This window comes from Kitasatospora sp. NBC_01266, assembly GCF_036242395.1.
Taxonomy (GTDB): Bacteria; Actinomycetota; Actinomycetes; order Streptomycetales; family Streptomycetaceae; genus Kitasatospora.
The window spans coordinates 2,819,918-2,836,968 of sequence record NZ_CP108458.1; the positions used below are offsets into that span (position 1 = coordinate 2,819,918).

Consider the following 17,051-nt stretch of genomic DNA (forward strand, 5'->3'; position numbering starts at 1 on the left):
CCAGACTGAGATTGGACCCAGCATCATGACCACTTCGCAGACCCGGCCGACCACCGTCCCCGGCGCCCGGCCCCGCCCCGCCCTGTCCGACGCCGCCCGCAAGCTGCTGGAGCAGCGCCTGCGCGGGCTCACCGCCACCGCCCCGGCGGGCATCCCCCGCCTCGACCCGCACCCCGAGTACGCGCCGCTCTCGGCCCCGCAGCAGCGGCTGTACTTCCTCGACCAGCTCGACCCCGGCGCCGCCACCTACCTGATGCCGGCCGCCTGGCGGCTCACCGGCCCGCTCGACGCGACCGCGCTGGCCGCCGCCGTCGACGACCTGGTCGCCCGGCACGAGCAGCTGCGCGTCACCTTCCCCGCCCAGGACGGCGTGCCCGCCCAGCGCGTGCACGCCGCCGGCCACCCGCTCACGCTGGTCGAGGCCGCCGCCGAGCAGGTCCGCGCGGCGGTGCAGTCGGCCGCGACCCGGCCCTTCGACCTGGCCACCGAGCCCGCCTTCCGGGCCACCCTGGTCCGGGCCGGCGACCAGGAGCACGTGCTGGTGCTGGCGATGCACCACATCGTCTCGGACGGCTGGTCGCTCGACCTGCTGGTGCACGACCTGCGCGAGCTCTACCGGGCCCGGACGGCGGGCCAGGCCGCCGAGCTGGCCGCGCTGCCGATCGACTACACCGACTACGCCGTCTGGCAGCGCGCCGCCGACCAGAGCGACGAGCTGGCGTACTGGCGGACCCGGCTGGCCGGGCTGACCCCGCTGGAGCTGCCCGCCGACCGGCCGCGCCCGGCCGCCCCCTGCCACCAGGGGGCCGTCCACCGGGTCACGCTGCCCGAGGAGTTGTGCGGCGCGCTGGCCGCGCTCAACCGGCGCACCGACACCTCCTCCTACATGACGGTGGCCGCCGCCTTCCAGGCCGCGCTGGCCTTCCACAGCGGTCAGAGCGACGTGGCGCTGGGCACCGTGGTGGCCAACCGCGAGCGGGCCGAGACCGAGCAGTTGGTCGGCTTCTTCGTCAACACGCTGGTGCTGCGCGCCGACCTGTCCGACGACCCGACCCCGGCGGCCCTGCTGGCCCGCACCCGCGACAGCGTGCTGGGCGCGCTCTCGCACCAGGGCCTGCCGTTCGAGCAGGTGGTCGACGCGCTGAGTCCCGAGCGCGACCTGGCCCGCAACCCGCTGTTCCAGGTGCTGTTCACGCACGCCGAGGCCGGCCGGGGCGGCTTCGCGCTGGGCGCCGCGACGGCCGAGCCGTACCCGGTGGAGCTGACCAGCGCCAAGTTCGACCTGCACCTGGAACTCCGGGACGACCAGGGCCGGTTGGAGCTGGTCCTGGTCTACCGGCCGGACCTCTACGACGCGGGCACGGCCGCCGCGCTGGCCGCGCACACCGTCGCGGTGCTGCGCGCCTTCGCCCAGGCGCCCGACGCGCCGCTGAGCACCGTCGACCCGCTCACCGACGCCGAACGCGGCCATCTGCTCGGCGACCAGGGCCCGGCGCAGCCGCAGGCGCGGCTCGCGACCACCCCGCGCACCGCCGTGCGGCGGGTCGCCGAGCAGGTCGCCCGCGACCCGCGGGCCATCGCCGCCACCGGTGGCGGGCGGTCGCTGAGCTACGCCGAACTGGACGCGGCCGCCTCCGCGCTGGCCCGCCGGCTGCGCGCGCTGGGGGTCGGGCGCGAGTCGCTGGTCGGCGTCTGCCTGGGCCGCTCGGTGGACCTGGCCGTGGCGCTGCTGGCGGTCTGGCGGGCGGGCGGCGCCTACCTGCCGCTGGACCCGAACCACCCGCGCGCCCGCCGCGAGTTCACCGTGCGGGACGCCGGGGTGCGCTACGTCATCACCGACGAGACCGGCGCCGCCGCCGTCGACGGCCTGCCCGTCGAGACCGTCCCGCTGCGGGCCGAGGGCGACAGTCCCGAGCCGGCGGCGGACGCCTGCCCGGCCCCCGAGGACCTCGCCTACGTCATCTACACCTCCGGCTCCACCGGGCGGCCCAAGGGCGTCGAGCTCACCCACGCCAACCTGGCCTGGCTGCTCGGCGCGGCCGACCAGCACTTCGACTTCGGCCCCGAGGACGCCTGGACCCTGGTCCACTCCCCCGCCTTCGACTTCTCGGTCTGGGAGCTGTGGGGCCCGCTGACCAGCGGCGGACGGGTCGTGGTGCTGACCGAGGAGGAGGTCCGCGACCCCGAATCGGTGCTCCGGGTGCTGCGGGAGCAGCGGGTCACCGTCCTCAACCAGACCCCGGCCGCGTTCAAGGGCCTGCGCGCCCACCTGGCCCAGTCCGGGGTGGACGTCGGCGAACTCGCGCTGCGGACGGTGGTCTTCGGCGGCGAGGCGTTCGACGTGCGCGACTACCGGGACTGGTTCGCCGCGGGCACCCGCCGACCGGCCCTGGTCAACATGTACGGCATCACCGAGACCACCGTCCACGTCACCTTCCGCCTGATCACCGCGGCCGACCCGGACGGCCCCGACCGCTCCCCGATCGGCCGCCCGCTGGCCGGCCAGCACGGCTACGTGCTGGACGCCCACGGCCGCCTGGTGCCGCGCGGCACCGTCGGCGAACTGCACGTCGCGGGCGGCGGCGTGGCGCGCGGCTACCGCAACCGCCCCGAACTGACCGCCGAGCGCTTCCCGGTGGACCCGTTCACCCCCGGGCGCCCGATGTACCGCACCGGTGACCTGGTGCGGGTGCTGCCCGACGGCGAGCTGGCCTACGTCGGCCGCGCCGACCACCAGGTCAAGATCCGCGGCTACCGGATCGAGCCCGGCGAGATCGAGACCGCGCTCAAGGCGCAGCCCGGCATCGCCGACGCCTGCGTCGTCGCCCGCCCCGAACCGCACGGCGGCGCACGGCTGGTCGCGCACGTGGTGATGACCGAGGGCCGCCCGCTGGACGCGGCGGCGCTGCGCGACCGGCTGCGGATCGACCTGCCCGAGTACATGGTCCCGGCGCTGTTCGTGCGCCACCCGAAGCTGCCGATCACCGTGAACGGCAAGGTCGACCGCAACGCGCTGACCGCCGTGGCCGGCTCCGACGAGACCGCCGGCGCCGGTTACCAGGCCCCGACCGGGGCCACCGAACTCGCGCTCGCCCGGGTCTGGGGCGAGGTGCTGGGCGCCGAACGGGTCAGCCGCACCGCCAACTTCTTCGACCTGGGCGGCGACTCGATCCTCGCCCTGCGGGTCATCGGCCTGGCCCGCCAGGGCGGGCTGGCGATCAGCGTGGCGGACCTCTTCCGGGCCCGCACCCTGACGGACCTGGCCCGGCTCGCCACCGAGGCCGGCGAGGCCCCGGAGCCGGTCGCCCCCTTCTCCCAGCTGGACGCCGCCGACGCCGCCCGGCTCCCGGAGGGCCTGGAGGACGCCTATCCGCTGACCATGCTCCAGGCGGGCATGCTGCACGAGATGCTCGCGGACCCGCGCCGCGGCGCCTACCACAACGTCACCGACCTGAAGATCAGCCTCCCCGAGGGCTTCGACCTGGCCGCCTTCCAGGCCGCCGTGGACGCGGTGGTGCGCCGGCACAGCATCCTGCGCTCCTCGGTCGACCTCTCCTCCTACCGGGAGCCGCTGCAACTGGTCCACCGCACCGCCGAACTGCCGCTCGGCCACACCGACCTGCGCGGCCTGCCGCGCGAGGAGCAGCGCGCCGCGCTGCGGGCCTTCGTGGACAGCGAGTTCGACCACCGCTTCGAGCTGGTCAGCGCGCCGCTGGTCCGCATCCACCTGCACCAGCTCACCGACACCGAGCTGCGGCTGGTGCTGACGGACTGCCACATCGTGCTGGACGGCTGGAGCCTGACCTCGCTCATCGCCGACCTGCTCGACCTGCACCGGCGGGCGGTCGTCGACGGCACCGCCCCGCAGCTGCCGCCGACCCCGGCCTTCGCCGAGTACGTGGCCCTGGAGCGGGCGGCGCTGCGCGCCGAGGAGGCGCTGGCGTTCTGGCGCTCCTCGCTCGCCGAGCTGCGCCCGGTGCGCTTCCCCAAGCGCGACGCGCTGCCCGACGGCGAGGCCGAGCCGGTGCACGAGGTGCGGCGCTCCTACGCGGCACTGGCCGAGGGGATCGGCAAGCTGGCCCAGGCGGCGGGCGTGCCGCGCCGCACGGTCCTGTTCACCGCGTTCCACCACACCATGAGCCTGTTCGCCGAGCGGGACACGGAGGCCGCCGGACACTCGGTCGGCCTGGTGACCAACGGCCGCCCGGAGCTGCCGGGCGCGGACCGGATGCGCGGTCTGTTCCTCAACACCGTGCCGTTCGGCGTGGCCCGGCCCACCGGCAGCTGGCTCCAGTACCTGCGCGAGGTCTTCGGCGCCGAGCAGGAGATGCTGCCGCACCGCCGGATGCCGCTGGCCCGGATGGCCCAACTGCGGCCGGGCGAGCCCAACCTGGTCGAGGCCATCTTCAACTACGTGAACTTCCACCGGCTTTCCCACGACACCTGGGACGAGTCGCTGGAGATCGCCCGCACCATGTTCCCGCTGCTGGTCAACGCCAGCGTGAACAGCTTCACCCTGGACGTGGACCCGCGGTTCGTCTCGGTCGCCACCGCCGAGCAACTCGCGGACGTCTACTGCGGCGTGCTGGCGGCGATGGTGGCCGGACCGCACGGCCCGGTCACCCGCCCGGCGCTCGCCGGCGCGGCGCGCGACCAGGCGATCGACACCTGGGGCCGCGGCCCGGCCCGGCCCGGCAACGGCCTGATGTTCCACGAGCACGTCGCGTTCTTCGCCGCGACCACGCCGGAGGCGGTCGCGGTCGAGCACGGCGACCAGCTGCTGACCTACCGTCAGCTCCGGTGCGAGGTACGGCAGCTGGGCGCGCGGCTGCGCGCGCTGGGCGTCGGCCCGGAGACGATGGTCGGGGTCTGCGTCGACCGCGGCCCGGACTGGGTGCGCGCCGCGCTGGGCGTGCTGGAGGCGGGTGGCGCGTTCGTCCCGCTGGACCCCCAGCACCCCACCGAGCGGCTCGCGTTCATGGCCGCCGACAGCGGGATGAAGGTGCTGCTGACCCAGCGGCCGCTGGCCGGCACGGTGCCGTTCGACGGCCCGACGCTGGAGCTGGACGACCCCGCGCTGTGGCAGGGCGAAGTACCGGCCCCGAGCGGCTTCCAGGCCACCCCGGACAGCGTGGCGTACGTCATCTACACCTCCGGCTCGACCGGGACGCCCAAGGGCGTGGCCATCCCGCACCGCGGCCTGTCCAACATGATCGAGGGCCAGCGCGACCTGGTCCGGCCCACCCCCGAGGGCCGGGTGCTGCAGTTCGCCTCCTTCGGCTTCGACGTCTCGGTCATGGAGCTGACCTGGTCGCTGGCGAACGGCGGCCGGCTGGTCACCGCCGCCAAGGACGACCTGCGGCCCGGCCCGGACCTGGCCCGGACCCTGATCGAGCACGGCATCAACAGCTGCATGCTGCCGCCGAGCGCGCTGGCGGTGCTCGGCGAGGACCGCTTCCCGGCGCTGCGGGTGCTCCAGGTCGCGGGCGAGGCCTGCCCGCGCGAGCTGGCCGAACTCTGGTCGGGCGGCCGCGTCTTCCACAACGTCTACGGCCTGACCGAGACCTCGGTCTGGTCCACCGCCGCCCAGCTGCACCCCGGCGGCGGCACCCCGCCGATCGGCGCGCCGATCCGCAACACGACCATGTTCGTGCTGGACGAGGAGATGCGGCCGACCCCGGTCGGCGTCCCCGGCGAGATCTACCTCGGCGGCGACGCCGTCGGCCGCTGCTACCTGGGCCGTCCCGGGCTCACCGCCGCGACCTACGTCCCCGACCCCTACGGCCCGCCCGGCTCGCGGATCTGCCGCACCGGCGACCTCGGCACCCACCGCCCGGACGGCCAGGTGGTCTGGGCGGGCCGCCGCGACACCCAGGTGAAGCTGCGCGGCTTCCGGATCGAGCTCGGCGAGATCGAGACCGCGCTGCGGCGGCTGCCCGAGGTCAACCAGGCGGTCGTGCTGCACCGCACCGACCTGCCCGGCGGCGAGCCGGCCCTGGTCGGCTACCTCACCGCCCGGGCCGGCCACGAGCTCCCGGTGGTGGCCGAGCTGACCCGCGCGCTGCGCGCCTCGATGCCGGCCTACATGGTCCCCTCCCGCTTCGTGTTCCTGGACGAGATGCCGGTCAACCGCAGCGGGAAGATCGACAAGCGCGCGCTGCCGCTCCCCTCCGTCGAACGCGCCACGCAGGGCACCGTGTTCGAGGCCCCGGCCACGGCGACCGAGAAGGTGCTCGCCGAGATCTGGCGCGAGGTGCTGGGCCTGGCCCTGATCGGCGCCCACGACGACTTCTTCGCGATCGGCGGCAGCTCGCTGTCCACGGTCCGGGTGGCGGCGCTGGCGGCCGAGCGCGGCATCCGGGTCTCGGTGCGGGACCTGATCGAGTACCCGACCCTGGCCCAGTTGGCGGCCCGCGCCGAGGAGCACGCGGTGGACGGCCCGCCGCAGCTGGTCACCTCCGAGGTGCGGCTGCGGGCCGGCCAGGGGGAGCCGCTGTGGTGCGTGCACCCGACCGGCGGCAGCGCCGCCTGGTTCGTCCCGCTCGCCCGGCTGCTGCCCGGCACCCGTCCGGTGCACGCCTTCCAGGCCCGCGGCCTGCTCGGCGGCGTCGACCCGAGCACCATCGCCGGCATCGCGGCCAACTACGTCGCGGAGATCGCCGACCGGGGCCACAAGGGCCCGCACGACATCCTCGGCTGGTCGATGGGCGCCAACATCGCCCTGGAGATGGCCACCCAGCTGCACGAGGCCGGACACACCGTCGAGCCGCTGGTGCTGATCGAGCCCTACCTGCCCAACCCGACCGCCCGCGCCCGGCTGGCCGGCGTCGGCCGGGACATGCGCCAGGCACTGCGGATGCGCGAGCGGCTGGTCGAACTGCCCGCCGGTGCGCAGCGCGAGGCCGCGGTCGCCGAGCTGACCACGCTGCTGCTCGACGCGGGCATGAGCCGCACCGAGGCCGGGCTGGTCGAGCAGGCGCCGATCGAGGTCTGGCACTCGCTGCTCACCGCGCTCGCCGACTACGAGGTCCGGCCCTACCCGGGCCACGTGCACCTGGTGGTCGGCACCGCCGCCGCCTCGCTGCCCCCGGGCGAGCCGATGCCCGGCCTGGACGTCGACTACCACGCCTACGTCGAGCGCTGGCGCGAGCTGGCGCGCGGCGGACTGACCGTGCACATCAGCGACGGCGACCACATGTCCATGCTCGCCGAACCCCGGGTCGCCGAACTCGCGGCCCTGGTCGGCACGATCGGTACGGAGGCCCGCCGATGACCGTGCTCACCCCGCCCCGCTTCACCGAGCGCTACCTGCTCGACAGCCAGGTCAACGCCGACCCCTACCCCTACCTGAACGCGCTGCGCGACCACGGGCCGGTGCACTGGAGCCCGATGCACCGGGCCTGGCTGGTCACCGGCTACGACCAGGTGATGCAGTGCCTGCGCGAGCCGGCGGTCTCCGCCGACCGGGTCCGCCCGCTGATGGACGCGGTGCCCGAGGGCGCCCGCACGGACGCCGAGCGCGCCTTCGGCATCCTGTCCAGCTGGATGGTCTTCAACGATCCGCCGAACCACCGGCGGCTGCGCCAGGTGTTCCAGGAGCAGTTCGCGGCCCGCTCGGTGGCCCGCTACCGCTCCTTCACCGAGCGGGCCACCCGCGCGATGCTGGCCCGCAAGGCGGCCCCCGGACGGCCCGGTGACCTGGCGGCCGACATCGCCAAGCCGCTGCCGGCCCTGGTCTTCGCCCGCTGGCTGGGCGTGCCGCAGTCGCACAGCCCGTCCTTCTGGTACTGGAACGCCAAGGTCGCCGACCTGGTCCTGGGCACCGCCCAGGAGGAGCGCGAGTACCGCACCTCGCTCCAGTCGCTGTGCAGCCTGGAGGACTACCTGGCGGAGCTGGTCGCCCAGCGGCGCGCGGAGCCCAAGGACGACCTGATCAGCTCGGTGCTGGCGGGCGGCCGGGTCGGCGACACCGTCACCGAGCGGGAGTTCGTCGGGCTGCTGACCCAGATGGCCTTCGCCGGCGGGGAGACCACCAGCAACCTGATCGCCAACACCATGCTGGCGCTGCTCTCCCGGCCGGAGCTGCTGGCCGCCGTCCGGGCCGAGCCCGAACTGGGGACGGCCGCCGTGGAGGAGACGCTGCGGCTGGACGGACCGTCGAAGATGTCGATCCGCAACGCGGCACAGGACTTCGAGCTGGACGGGCACACCGTCCGGACCGGGGACCGGATCTTCCTGGTCACCGCCGCGGCCAACCGCGACCCGGGCAAGTTCCCCGAGCCGGACACCTTCGACCTGCGCCGCACCGACGGCACCCACCTCGGCTTCGGCTTCGGCGCGCACTTCTGCATCGGTGCCGCGCTCGCCCGGCTGGTGGCCGGGGTGGTGGTCTCCGTGCTGGTCAGCGACTACCCCGGGCTGGCGCTGGACGGTACCCGGCTGTGCTGGCAGCCCTCGCTGCTGAACCGCAGCCTGACCGCGCTGCCCGTCCGCTACTGACGCCAACCCGCCCCTCTCCGCCCCGCGGTGGCCGCCGCCCGACACCGGGCGGCGGCCCCGCCGAAAGGCCGCCTCATGGCTACCGCCTCCGCCACCCTCCCGGTCGCGGCACCCCGACTCTGGGCCCCGGCCCGGCTCCCCGCGTTCCGGCTGCTCTGGCTGGGCCAGTCGCTCTCGCTGCTCGGCGACGGCTTCAGCACCATCGCCTTCACCTGGATCACCCTCTCCCTGACCCACTCCACCCTCGACGTCGGCTACGTGCTCGCGCTGCAGGCGGTGCCGCGCGCGCTGCTGACCCTGGTCGGCGGCTCGCTCAGCGACCGGCGCTCGCCGCGCGCCATGATGACCGCCTCCAGCCTCACCCGCGCGGTGGTGATGGGCGCGGTCGGCGCGGCCGGGCTCGGCGGCCTGATCAGCCTGTGGATGCTGCTGGCGGCCGCGGCCGTCTTCGGCGCGGTGGACGCCTTCTTCCAGCCCGCCCGGGTGACCGTGCTGCCCTCGGTGGTGGACAAGGAGCTGCTCACCCAGGCCAACGCGCTGCTCGGCACCGGCACCCGGATCAGCGCGGTGCTCGGCCCGGCGCTGGGCGGCATGGTGGTCGCGGCCACCCGGCCCTCGGCCGCCTTCGTGGTGGACGCCGTCTGCTTCGCCCTCTGCGGCCTGCTGGTCGCCCGGATCCGCCCGCTGACCGAGCGTCCGGACGGCGGCCAGGCCCCCGCGAAGTCCGCGGACGGACTGGGCAAACGGATCCGCGCCGGCATCAGCTTCACCTGGGCGGACCCGCGGCTGCGCACCATCGTCGCCCTCGACACCGCCGTCAACTTCAGCTACGCGGGCCCGTTCACGGTCGGCTTCGCGACCCTGGCCCGCGCCGCCGGACACGGCGGCTCGACCACCCTGGGCCTGCTCAACAGCGCCCTCGCGGGCGGCGCGATGCTCGGCACGCTGGCCGGCGGGGCGGTCCGCGGCCGGCCCCGGGTCGGGCTGATGGTGGCCGCGCTGGCCGGCTGGCTGGCGATCGGCATGGCCGCGCTGGGCCTGGTCGGCAACCCGGTGGCGGCGGTCGGCACGGTGCTGGCGATGGGCTTCGGCATCGGCTTCCAGGGCGTCTTCGGCCTCAGCTGGATCCAACGCAACATCCCCGGCGAGGTGCTGAGCCGCGTCGTCTCCGTCGACATGGTGCTCGGCTACGCCGCCGCCCCGATCTCGCTGATCGCCTGCGGTGTGCTGGCCGGCTCCGGCACCGCGGGCGTCTTCGGCCTAGCCGCGGCGGTGCTGGCCTGCACGGCGCTGGGCACGCTGGCCTCCCGGGCGGTGCGCGAGATGCGCTGAGCCCGCGCGGTACCTACCGCAGCGACGCCGACAGCGTGCACAGCGCCGCCCGGTTGGCCACGCCGGTCTTCGCGATCAGCGCGGCGATGTGCTTCTCCACGGTGCGCGGGGAGATGTAGAGGCGCTCGGCGATGTCCTTGTTGCCCAGCCGCTCGGCGAGCACCACGAAGACCTCGTACTCGCGGACCGTCATCCCCATCGTCCGCCACCGCTCCGGGATCCGGCTGGTGCCGGTGCGGTGCTGGTGCACCGAGACGCCCATGCCGCGCAGCGCCGCTCGGCAGGCGTTCACCACGGCGGGGACGTCCAGTTGGTGGAAGAAGTGCTCGGCCCCGCGCAGCCAGGCCGCCGGCTCGCCCCAGCCGTCCGCGTGCGCCGCCTCGGCCACCAGCCGCAGGCCCAGCTGGAGCGCGACCGGATGGCCCTCGGCCTCGCGCGCCGCGCGGGCCACCGCCTCCCGGGCCTGGTCCGGCAGGCCCTCGCGGCCCAGCAGCACCGCGTCGGCCAGGGCGAGGAAGTGGCGGTTCCAGCGCATCCGCCCGGGGGCCGTCGCCGAGGCCGCGCTGTGGTCGATGCGTCCGGCGGTGCCGGCGAGCACGTCGAGCAGGACGCCGATGCCGGCCCGGCCGCTGAGGTAGTACGTGCTGGGGTTGTCCCGCTCCAGCCGCGCCACCAGCTCGAGTTCGTGCCGGGCGAGGTCGCGGTCCTCCTCCATCAGCGCGCAGAAGGTGCGGGCCAGGCCGACCGTCAGCACCTCCTCCTGGGAGCCCGCGCCGTCCCAGGCCGCGAAGGCGGACAGCGCCTCCTCCATGCCGGCCCGGTCGCCGAGGTGGGCCGCCGCCGCGGCTCTGGCCATCAGGGCGTAGCGGACGGCGGGGGCCAGCCGCAGCCGGCGGACCACGACCAGGCACTCGTCGGCGGCCTGGCGCGCCGCGTCGAACTCGCCGCGGAACACCGAGTCGAGGATCAGGATGCCGTCGATGGTGTGCACCACGGCGGCGCCGCCGAGCCGCAGCGCCTCCTCCCGGGCCGCGCGCAGGCCGGTGGCGTCGGTCTCGGCCAGCCAGCGGTTGCCGCCGATCCTGGTCATCGCGTAGAGCCGCTGCAGCGGCAGCCGGTGCCGCTCGGCCATCGTCAGCGCGCGCTCCAGCAGCGCCTGGGCCTGCGCCATGTCGCGCTCGCGGGCCACCGTGGCCAGCAGCTCCCAGCCCTGGCAGGCCACCGTGGACAGCTCGTGCCGTTCGGCGACCTCCACGGCCGACCGGGCCAGCTTCTCGGCGAGTTGGGTGCGGTCCGGACCGGGGGTGTCCAGCACCAGGTAGGCCTCGACCACGTCCACCGGCGCGGCCTCGACCTCGTCCGGCCGTTCGCCGAGCGCCTCGCGGGCCAGCGCGATCTGCCGGTTGCCGTCGGGCCAGCGCCCCGCCGTGTGGGCCACCTTGGCCAGCCGGGTGTGCAGCGCCGCGCTGCGGCTGCGGCTCAGGCCGACGCCGCCCAGCTCGTGCAGCTGCTCGGCCAGGTCGAGGGCGCGCCCGAACTCGCCGGCCTCGGCGAGCGCGGGCAGCAGCGACTCCAGGACCTCCGCCCGCGCGGTGGCGTCGCCCAGACCGGTGAGCAGCCGCTCGGCGTGGTCCAGCAGCGCGACGGCGGAGCCGATCGCCCCGTCCGCCAGCGCCCGGCGGCCCGCCTCGGCGTAGAGCCGGCCCGCCTCGGCCGGTTCCCCCGCCTGCAGCCGCAGTTCGGCGACCAGCGGGCACCATTCGCCCTTCAGGCCGGGGTGCAGCTCCTGCACCGCCTCGGCCGCGCGGTGGGCCAGTTGGGCCCGGTTGTCCGGGGTGAGCTGGGTGAACAGGGCGTCCAGGGTGAGCGAGTGGCGAAAGGCGTACCAGTCCGGGGCCGGCTCGTCCGGGAGCACCAACTGCGCGGCGACGCCCGCGTGCAGGTGGCCCAGCAGGCTCCGGTCGTCGATGCCGACCATGCGCTGCAGCACGGTCAGCGGGAACCGGCGGCCGAGCACGGCCGCCGCCGAGAGCAGCGCCAGGCCCTGCGGCCCGAGCCGGTCGATCCGCCGCAGGATGCCCCGGGCCAGCGAGCCGGACACATCGCTGCGCAGGCTGCCGATCACCTGCCAGCCGTCCGCGCCCTGCACCAGCAGACCGCTGCCGACCAGCGACTGCAGCAGTTCCTCGACCAGGAACGGGCTGCCCGCGCTGTCGTCCCAGAGCCGTTCGAGTACGGGCTGCGGCACCTGTTCCGGCTCGACGCCCAGCTGGACGGCGATCAGCTCGCACACCTGCGGCCGGGTCAGCGGCGGCAGTTCCAGCACGGTGCCGGTGCCGCGCCGGCGGGCGGCGGAGGCGAGGTCGAGCGCCTCGCAGAACTCGGTGCGGATGGTGGCGAGCAGGACCAGCGGGGTGTACTCGAGGTTGTCGACCAGGTACTCGACGACGGCGAGGGTCTCCGGGTCGGCCTCGTGCAGGTCCTCCAGCAGCAGGACCTGGCCGCGGTCCCGGCCGGCCGCGATCAGCAGCCGGAGCACGGCCTCGCCCAGGATCACCAGCGAGCTGTTCTCCTGGTCCCCGACGCTCCACTCGGGTATCAGGCGGCCCAGCACCGGGCGGTAGGGGCCCAGCGCCTGGTCGTCGATCGGCTCGCCGCCGCGGAACAGCGACATCAGCGCCTCGGTCAGCGGCCGGAACGGCACGGTGGGTCCGGTGGTGCTGCTCCGTCCACGCAGCACCCGCAAGCCGGAGGTAAAGGCCTCGCCCGCGGCCTCGGCGGCCAGCCGCGATTTCCCGACGCCCGCCTCGCCGACCAGGAAAACAGCGCTGCCCCGGCCCTGGCGGGCCCCGGCCAGGGCTTGCCGCAGGTGCCGCAGCTGGGTCTCACGTCCGATGACGTGTGCCTGCGGAGAACGCATAGTCGGTGACTATAGTTGCTCGCAATTGATCACGACAGGGCGATTGTGCCCATTCTGCGGGGCTGGTGACGACCAGTCGGAGGTAAGTCGGAGATCCTGCTGAGGACATGACGATGCGGACCCGCCCCCCGGCGGGTCCGCACGTCGGCTCAGCCTCCCCGAGCGTCCGTCAGAGCACCATGGGCGCCGAGACGGAGGTGTCGAGGCCGCCCAGCGCCACCACGACACCGCTGGTCAGCACCAGGCCGGCCAGCACCAGGGCCCGGGCGCAGACCCGGTTGCGGCCGGAGAGGGTGATGCCGCCGGCCGGGTCCTCCGCCACGGCGTCCACGGTCCCGGCGGCGAGCAGGGTCTCGTCGGTCGCGACGGCGGCGAGCTGGGCCTGGGCCTGGGCGAAGTGCTTGTTCATCACGGGTTCCCCTTTTTCGTGGACCGCTGCACGCGGGCAGGACGGCGGAGTCGGCGAGCTGGGCGAGAGGTTCGAGGGCGGAGCGAAGGTGTGGCGGGCGTCGCGGGCGGTGCGTGGTCGAGCGGTCGGTGGTCGATCGGCGACGGTGGCTCAGCGGGCGAGCGGCGGGCGGCCGGTGGTGGCGGGCTCGAGCAGGAGCAGCGAGGGCACCTGGTCGGGACAGGCGAGCCGGAGCAGCCCGTAGCCGATCCCGGCCAGGCCGTTCAGCAGCCCCGGGGTGGCGACCTGGTCGGGCGTCCCGCAGCGCGGGCCGAGGAGTTCCACCGCACCGAGCAGCTCGCCGGTGCGGCGCTCCAGAGCGGCCCGGGCGGTACGGCTGCCGCACTCGGCCAGCCGGCCCAGCGTCTCCAGCGCCCCCAGGGCGCCCCGGCCCAGACTCAGGTCGTGGCGCAGCAGCCGGCCCGCGACCTCGTCCACCGCGGCGGCCAGCTCCTCCAGGTCGGCGGCGGTGTCGGGGAGTTCGGCAGCGGGGCCGGGGAGTTCAGCGGCGGGGCCGGGGAGTTCGGTGGCGGCCAGGACCACCCCGGGCAGTCCGGCGTACCAGGAGCCGTCCCGCACGACCTCCGGGTCCCGTCGGGCGGTCGCCAGCGCGGCGCGCAGCAGCGCCGTTCCGGCCACCGCGTGGCGGCTGACGGCTCCGGGGGCGTCCTGGGCGACGGCGAAGCGCAGCAGTGCCCAGCCGATCCCGGCGTCCCCGGTCGCGAACCCGGGCCGCGCCCTCGGCCCGGTGCGGGCCTCGAGACGGGTGAGCAGCTCGTCGGCCACCGTCCGGGCCAGCGCCGCCGCCGGACGCGAGCCGGTGGCCCGCTGCACGGCGACCGCGGCGGCCAGCGCGCCGGCCAGCCCGTCCCCCAGCCCGTCCCCGATCGCATCCTCGATCCCCGACCCGGCGGCCTGGGCGAGCGCGGTCAGCGCCAGGGCGAGGCAGTCCTGCGGCCCGTCACCGAGCACCCGGTCAAGATTGCTCCCGGTGTCCGTCCCCGGTTGCGCGCCCAGCAGTTCACGCAGGCGCAGCAGCCCGTGCACGATGCCGCCGAGCCCGTCCAGCGCGCCCGGCCCGGCGGCCAGGCTCAGCGCCGGGTCCAGCGCCAGCGCCCGCAGCAGCGCGGGCAGCGGGCGCAGCACCGCGCGGGCCAACTCGGTGTAGCGCTCGGCGCCGGCGAGCCGGCCGGCCTGGGCCAGGAAGAGCGCCACCCCGGTGTACCCCTGGGCCAGTCCGGCGCCCATCGGCAGCACCGCCCAGTGGGCGTCCGCGATCTGCTCCAGGCCGAGCCAGTTGGCCCGGTCCTCGCCATACACCGCGCGGGCGACCAACTCGTCCGCCACCCCGCAGGCGGCGGCGAGCAGCCGACCGCTGGTGGGCGGCACGGGGGTGGGCGCGAGCGCTTCCCGCAGCCGCGAGCGCGGGCCCTCGCCCGGGGCGGTGGAGCCGGCCACCGCCAGCGAGGCCGCGATGACCCACTCCTGGCCGTGCCGGTCGACCTCGCCCATCGCGGCGATCTTGGCGTGGACCGCCGCGAGGGCCGACCCGGGCAGCACCCCTTCGAGGCCGACACCGGTGGAGGTCCACACCGCCGTCCCCTGCGGCCGGTGGGTGAAGAGCGGCACGTCACCGCGCCACAGGTCGGCGATCTCGTGCTCCACCAGCCGTTGCCGGGCGGGGTCCTGGGCCGACTCGGTCCACAGCACCGCGAAGACCGCGTCCCGGGCGAGCGCGTCACCCAGCAGGTCCGGGTGGGTCGACTCCTCCAGCAGCGTGGTGTAGAGCCGGGTCGCCCGCACGATCAGCCGGGCCGGGGCGTTCGCCCAGCGGGCCAGCGGCCCGTCAGCGGCCAGCAGTTCGGCGCGGTGCTCGGTGACCGCGTCGTACCCGGCCCGGAAGCCGGACAGCAGCGCGGCGCGGTGGTCGGTCACCGCCGACGCCAGCTCCCGCGGCAGCGGCTGGTTCTGGGCTCCCGGGCTGATCACCGTGGAGCGCACGGCGCGCATCGCGTCGGTCCCGGCCGACTCCCAGCGCAGGCCGGCGCTGGGGTAGGCCTCGGCGTCCACCCGGCCGAGCGCCGAGATGTCCAGGGCCCCCTGCTCGCCGATCAGCAGCACGGGCAGCAGGCAGGTGCGCTGGACCGAGGCGGCCAGGGCGTCGGCGGCCGGGTCGTGCCCGGCGTTGCTGGGCAGCGGCAGCCCGCCGTGCAGCAGGGTCTCGGCATCGACCAGCACCGGCTGGTCGCCGCAGGCGATCACGTTCTCGAAGTGCATGTCCGCGCCGTCGACCGCGTAGAGCAGGGCCAGCAGCGCGCCCTGGCGGCGGTAGAAGCGGTCGGCCTGCGCGGTGGAGGAGCACCAGCGGTGCTCGACGAACTCCAGCCAGCCGTAGCCGGGTCGGCGCAGCGAGCGCGGGCTGCGCAGTTCCAGCGCGGGGACCCGGCGGTTGAGCCAGCCCGTCAGCTCGTCCAGCAGGGCGTGCTGGTCCAGCGGGCGCGGCTTGCAGACGACCCGCCGGCCGTCCGCGAAGGTCAGCACGGCGACGCTGCGGTCGCCCTGGTGGGAGTCGCCGAGACCGAGGTCCAGGCCGGTCAGCGGGCCCGGGTCCACCCCGTCGAGGAGGCCGGCGACCAGGTCCGCGCGGTCGTCCCGCAGCCGGCCGGCCAGTTCCACCACCGACTCGACGGCGTCGGCGCAGCCCTGCCCGAGCAGGCGGGCGAGGACCGGGTAGTCGGCGAAGAGACCGGTCAGGCCGCCACGGGTACCGGCTTCGGCGACGAAGTCCGCGAACCGGTCCCGGGGCGTGGACCCGACCAACTCCCCCGCGCGCCGCGCCTTGTGCATCCGGGTCACCAGGGTCCGGGCCGCCTGCCGGGCGAGGCGGGCGCCCAGGCGCCGCTCGAAGGCGGACCGGACGACCTCCCGCTCCGCGGTCGGCAGGGTCAGCCGCTGCGCGGCCTCGCCCCAGGCGGCCGCGAGCATCGGCCGCAGCACCGGCAGGAAGACCTCCGCACCGTCCGCGTCCGGCCCGAGAGCCTCCCGCGCCGGCCCGTCGGCCGAGTGCTCCGGAGCCAGTTCCAGCGCCCGCTCGGCCGTCCGGGCCCAGCCGGGCTTGGCGGTGCGGGCCGCCAGGCTCTCCGGTGCCTCCTCGCCGAGCGCCCGGGCGTCCTCGTCCCGGACACCGAGCGCGGCCAGCCAGGCGGCGGTGCCGTCCGACTGGGCCCAGGCCCAGGGCGCGGACCGCAGCGCGTCCAGTTGCAGGCGCACGGCCCGGTCCGGCACGGGGGCGCCCGGCGCGGCCAGCCGCTCACAGAGCGTCAGGCCGCGCGCCCACCACGCCTGCGGGAGGCGGGTGGTCCGGGTGTCGAGGAGAGCAGCGCGATCAGTCACAGGAACAACGTCCCAGAGCCGCTCGACCGCTATGTAGGGAGCAAGCCCCCATATTGTCTGGCGAGCCCCCATGAGGCACCGTAGTCGCCCCCCAGCGGATCACCGGTCGGACCGCACCCGCCGCTGACTTGCGGATTCGCCGGCCGGTCCGAGCCCCGGGGGCCGTCCCGGCGGCGCCCCGGGCCGGGCCCCGGGCGCGGGTGCGGCCCCCCGTTTCCCCCATACGCCTCCCCAGGCCCCCATGCCCGCCCGCCGTCCGGTCGCTCCAGCCGGTCCCGGAGCTCCCCATGACTCCTCGTCACCACCGCGCGCTGCCGCCCTCCAGACCTCGGCGGCGCCCGTTCGCGCCCGACCTGCGGCGGGTGCGGGCAGCCCCCCGCACAAGCTGGGTAGCCGCACCGGATGTCCGCCGCCGCCCGGGAACGGCAGTCTGTGGACCGTGCCCGGCCGTGACCGCCA

Annotated in this window: 6 protein-coding genes; 3 read left to right on the forward strand and 3 right to left on the reverse strand. The window is 75.6% G+C overall.

Features of this window, described 5'->3' with window-relative positions; all coding sequences use genetic code 11:
• The first annotated feature begins 25 nt into the window (after positions 1 to 25).
• The 3 genes from OG403_RS11940 (at position 26) to OG403_RS11950 (ending at position 9,831) form a co-directional block, all read left to right on the forward strand.
• Entirely contained in the window at positions 26 to 7,273 is a 7,248-nt protein-coding gene (locus OG403_RS11940; RefSeq protein WP_329563922.1) for a non-ribosomal peptide synthetase, read from the forward strand.
• Complete coding sequence (locus OG403_RS11945) at positions 7,270 to 8,499, forward strand: cytochrome P450 (protein WP_329563923.1); 1,230 nt, start codon at positions 7,270 to 7,272, stop codon at positions 8,497 to 8,499. The genes OG403_RS11940 and OG403_RS11945 overlap by 4 nt, the downstream gene beginning before the upstream one ends.
• A 75-nt stretch (positions 8,500 to 8,574) precedes the next feature.
• The gene (locus tag OG403_RS11950; RefSeq protein ID WP_329563924.1) at positions 8,575 to 9,831 is read left to right on the forward strand and encodes an MFS transporter; all 1,257 of its coding nucleotides are present in this window, start codon (positions 8,575 to 8,577) and stop codon (positions 9,829 to 9,831) included.
• 13 nt (positions 9,832 to 9,844) lie between these two features.
• Here OG403_RS11950 and OG403_RS11955 read toward each other — a convergent pair whose 3' ends face one another.
• The 3 genes from OG403_RS11955 to OG403_RS11965 form a co-directional block, all read right to left on the reverse strand.
• Positions 9,845 to 12,751 (reverse strand): helix-turn-helix transcriptional regulator, encoded by a 2,907-nt coding sequence (locus tag OG403_RS11955; protein WP_329563926.1) that lies wholly within the window; start codon positions 12,749 to 12,751, stop codon positions 9,845 to 9,847.
• A 169-nt stretch (positions 12,752 to 12,920) separates the two neighbouring features.
• Positions 12,921 to 13,160, reverse strand: a complete 240-nt coding sequence (locus OG403_RS11960) for a hypothetical protein (RefSeq protein ID WP_329563928.1) — start codon at positions 13,158 to 13,160, stop codon at positions 12,921 to 12,923.
• Between the two features lie 150 nt (positions 13,161 to 13,310).
• On the reverse strand, positions 13,311 to 16,592 hold the full coding sequence (locus OG403_RS11965; RefSeq protein ID WP_329563929.1) for a type 2 lanthipeptide synthetase LanM family protein: 3,282 nt from the start codon (positions 16,590 to 16,592) through the stop codon (positions 13,311 to 13,313).
• Between the last annotated feature and the right edge of the window lie 459 nt (positions 16,593 to 17,051).

What these genes read in the sequence shown, in the direction of transcription:
- OG403_RS11940 (WP_329563922.1), top strand. Translation starts at nt 26, where the DNA reads ATGACCACTTCGCAGACCCGGCCGACCACCGTCCCCGGCGCCCGGCCC.
- OG403_RS11945 (WP_329563923.1), top strand. Translation starts at nt 7,270, where the DNA reads ATGACCGTGCTCACCCCGCCCCGCTTCACCGAGCGCTACCTGCTCGAC.
- OG403_RS11950 (WP_329563924.1), top strand. Translation starts at nt 8,575, where the DNA reads ATGGCTACCGCCTCCGCCACCCTCCCGGTCGCGGCACCCCGACTCTGG.
- OG403_RS11955 (WP_329563926.1), bottom strand. Translation starts at nt 12,751, where the DNA reads ATGCGTTCTCCGCAGGCACACGTCATCGGACGTGAGACCCAGCTGCGG.
- OG403_RS11960 (WP_329563928.1), bottom strand. Translation starts at nt 13,160, where the DNA reads ATGAACAAGCACTTCGCCCAGGCCCAGGCCCAGCTCGCCGCCGTCGCG.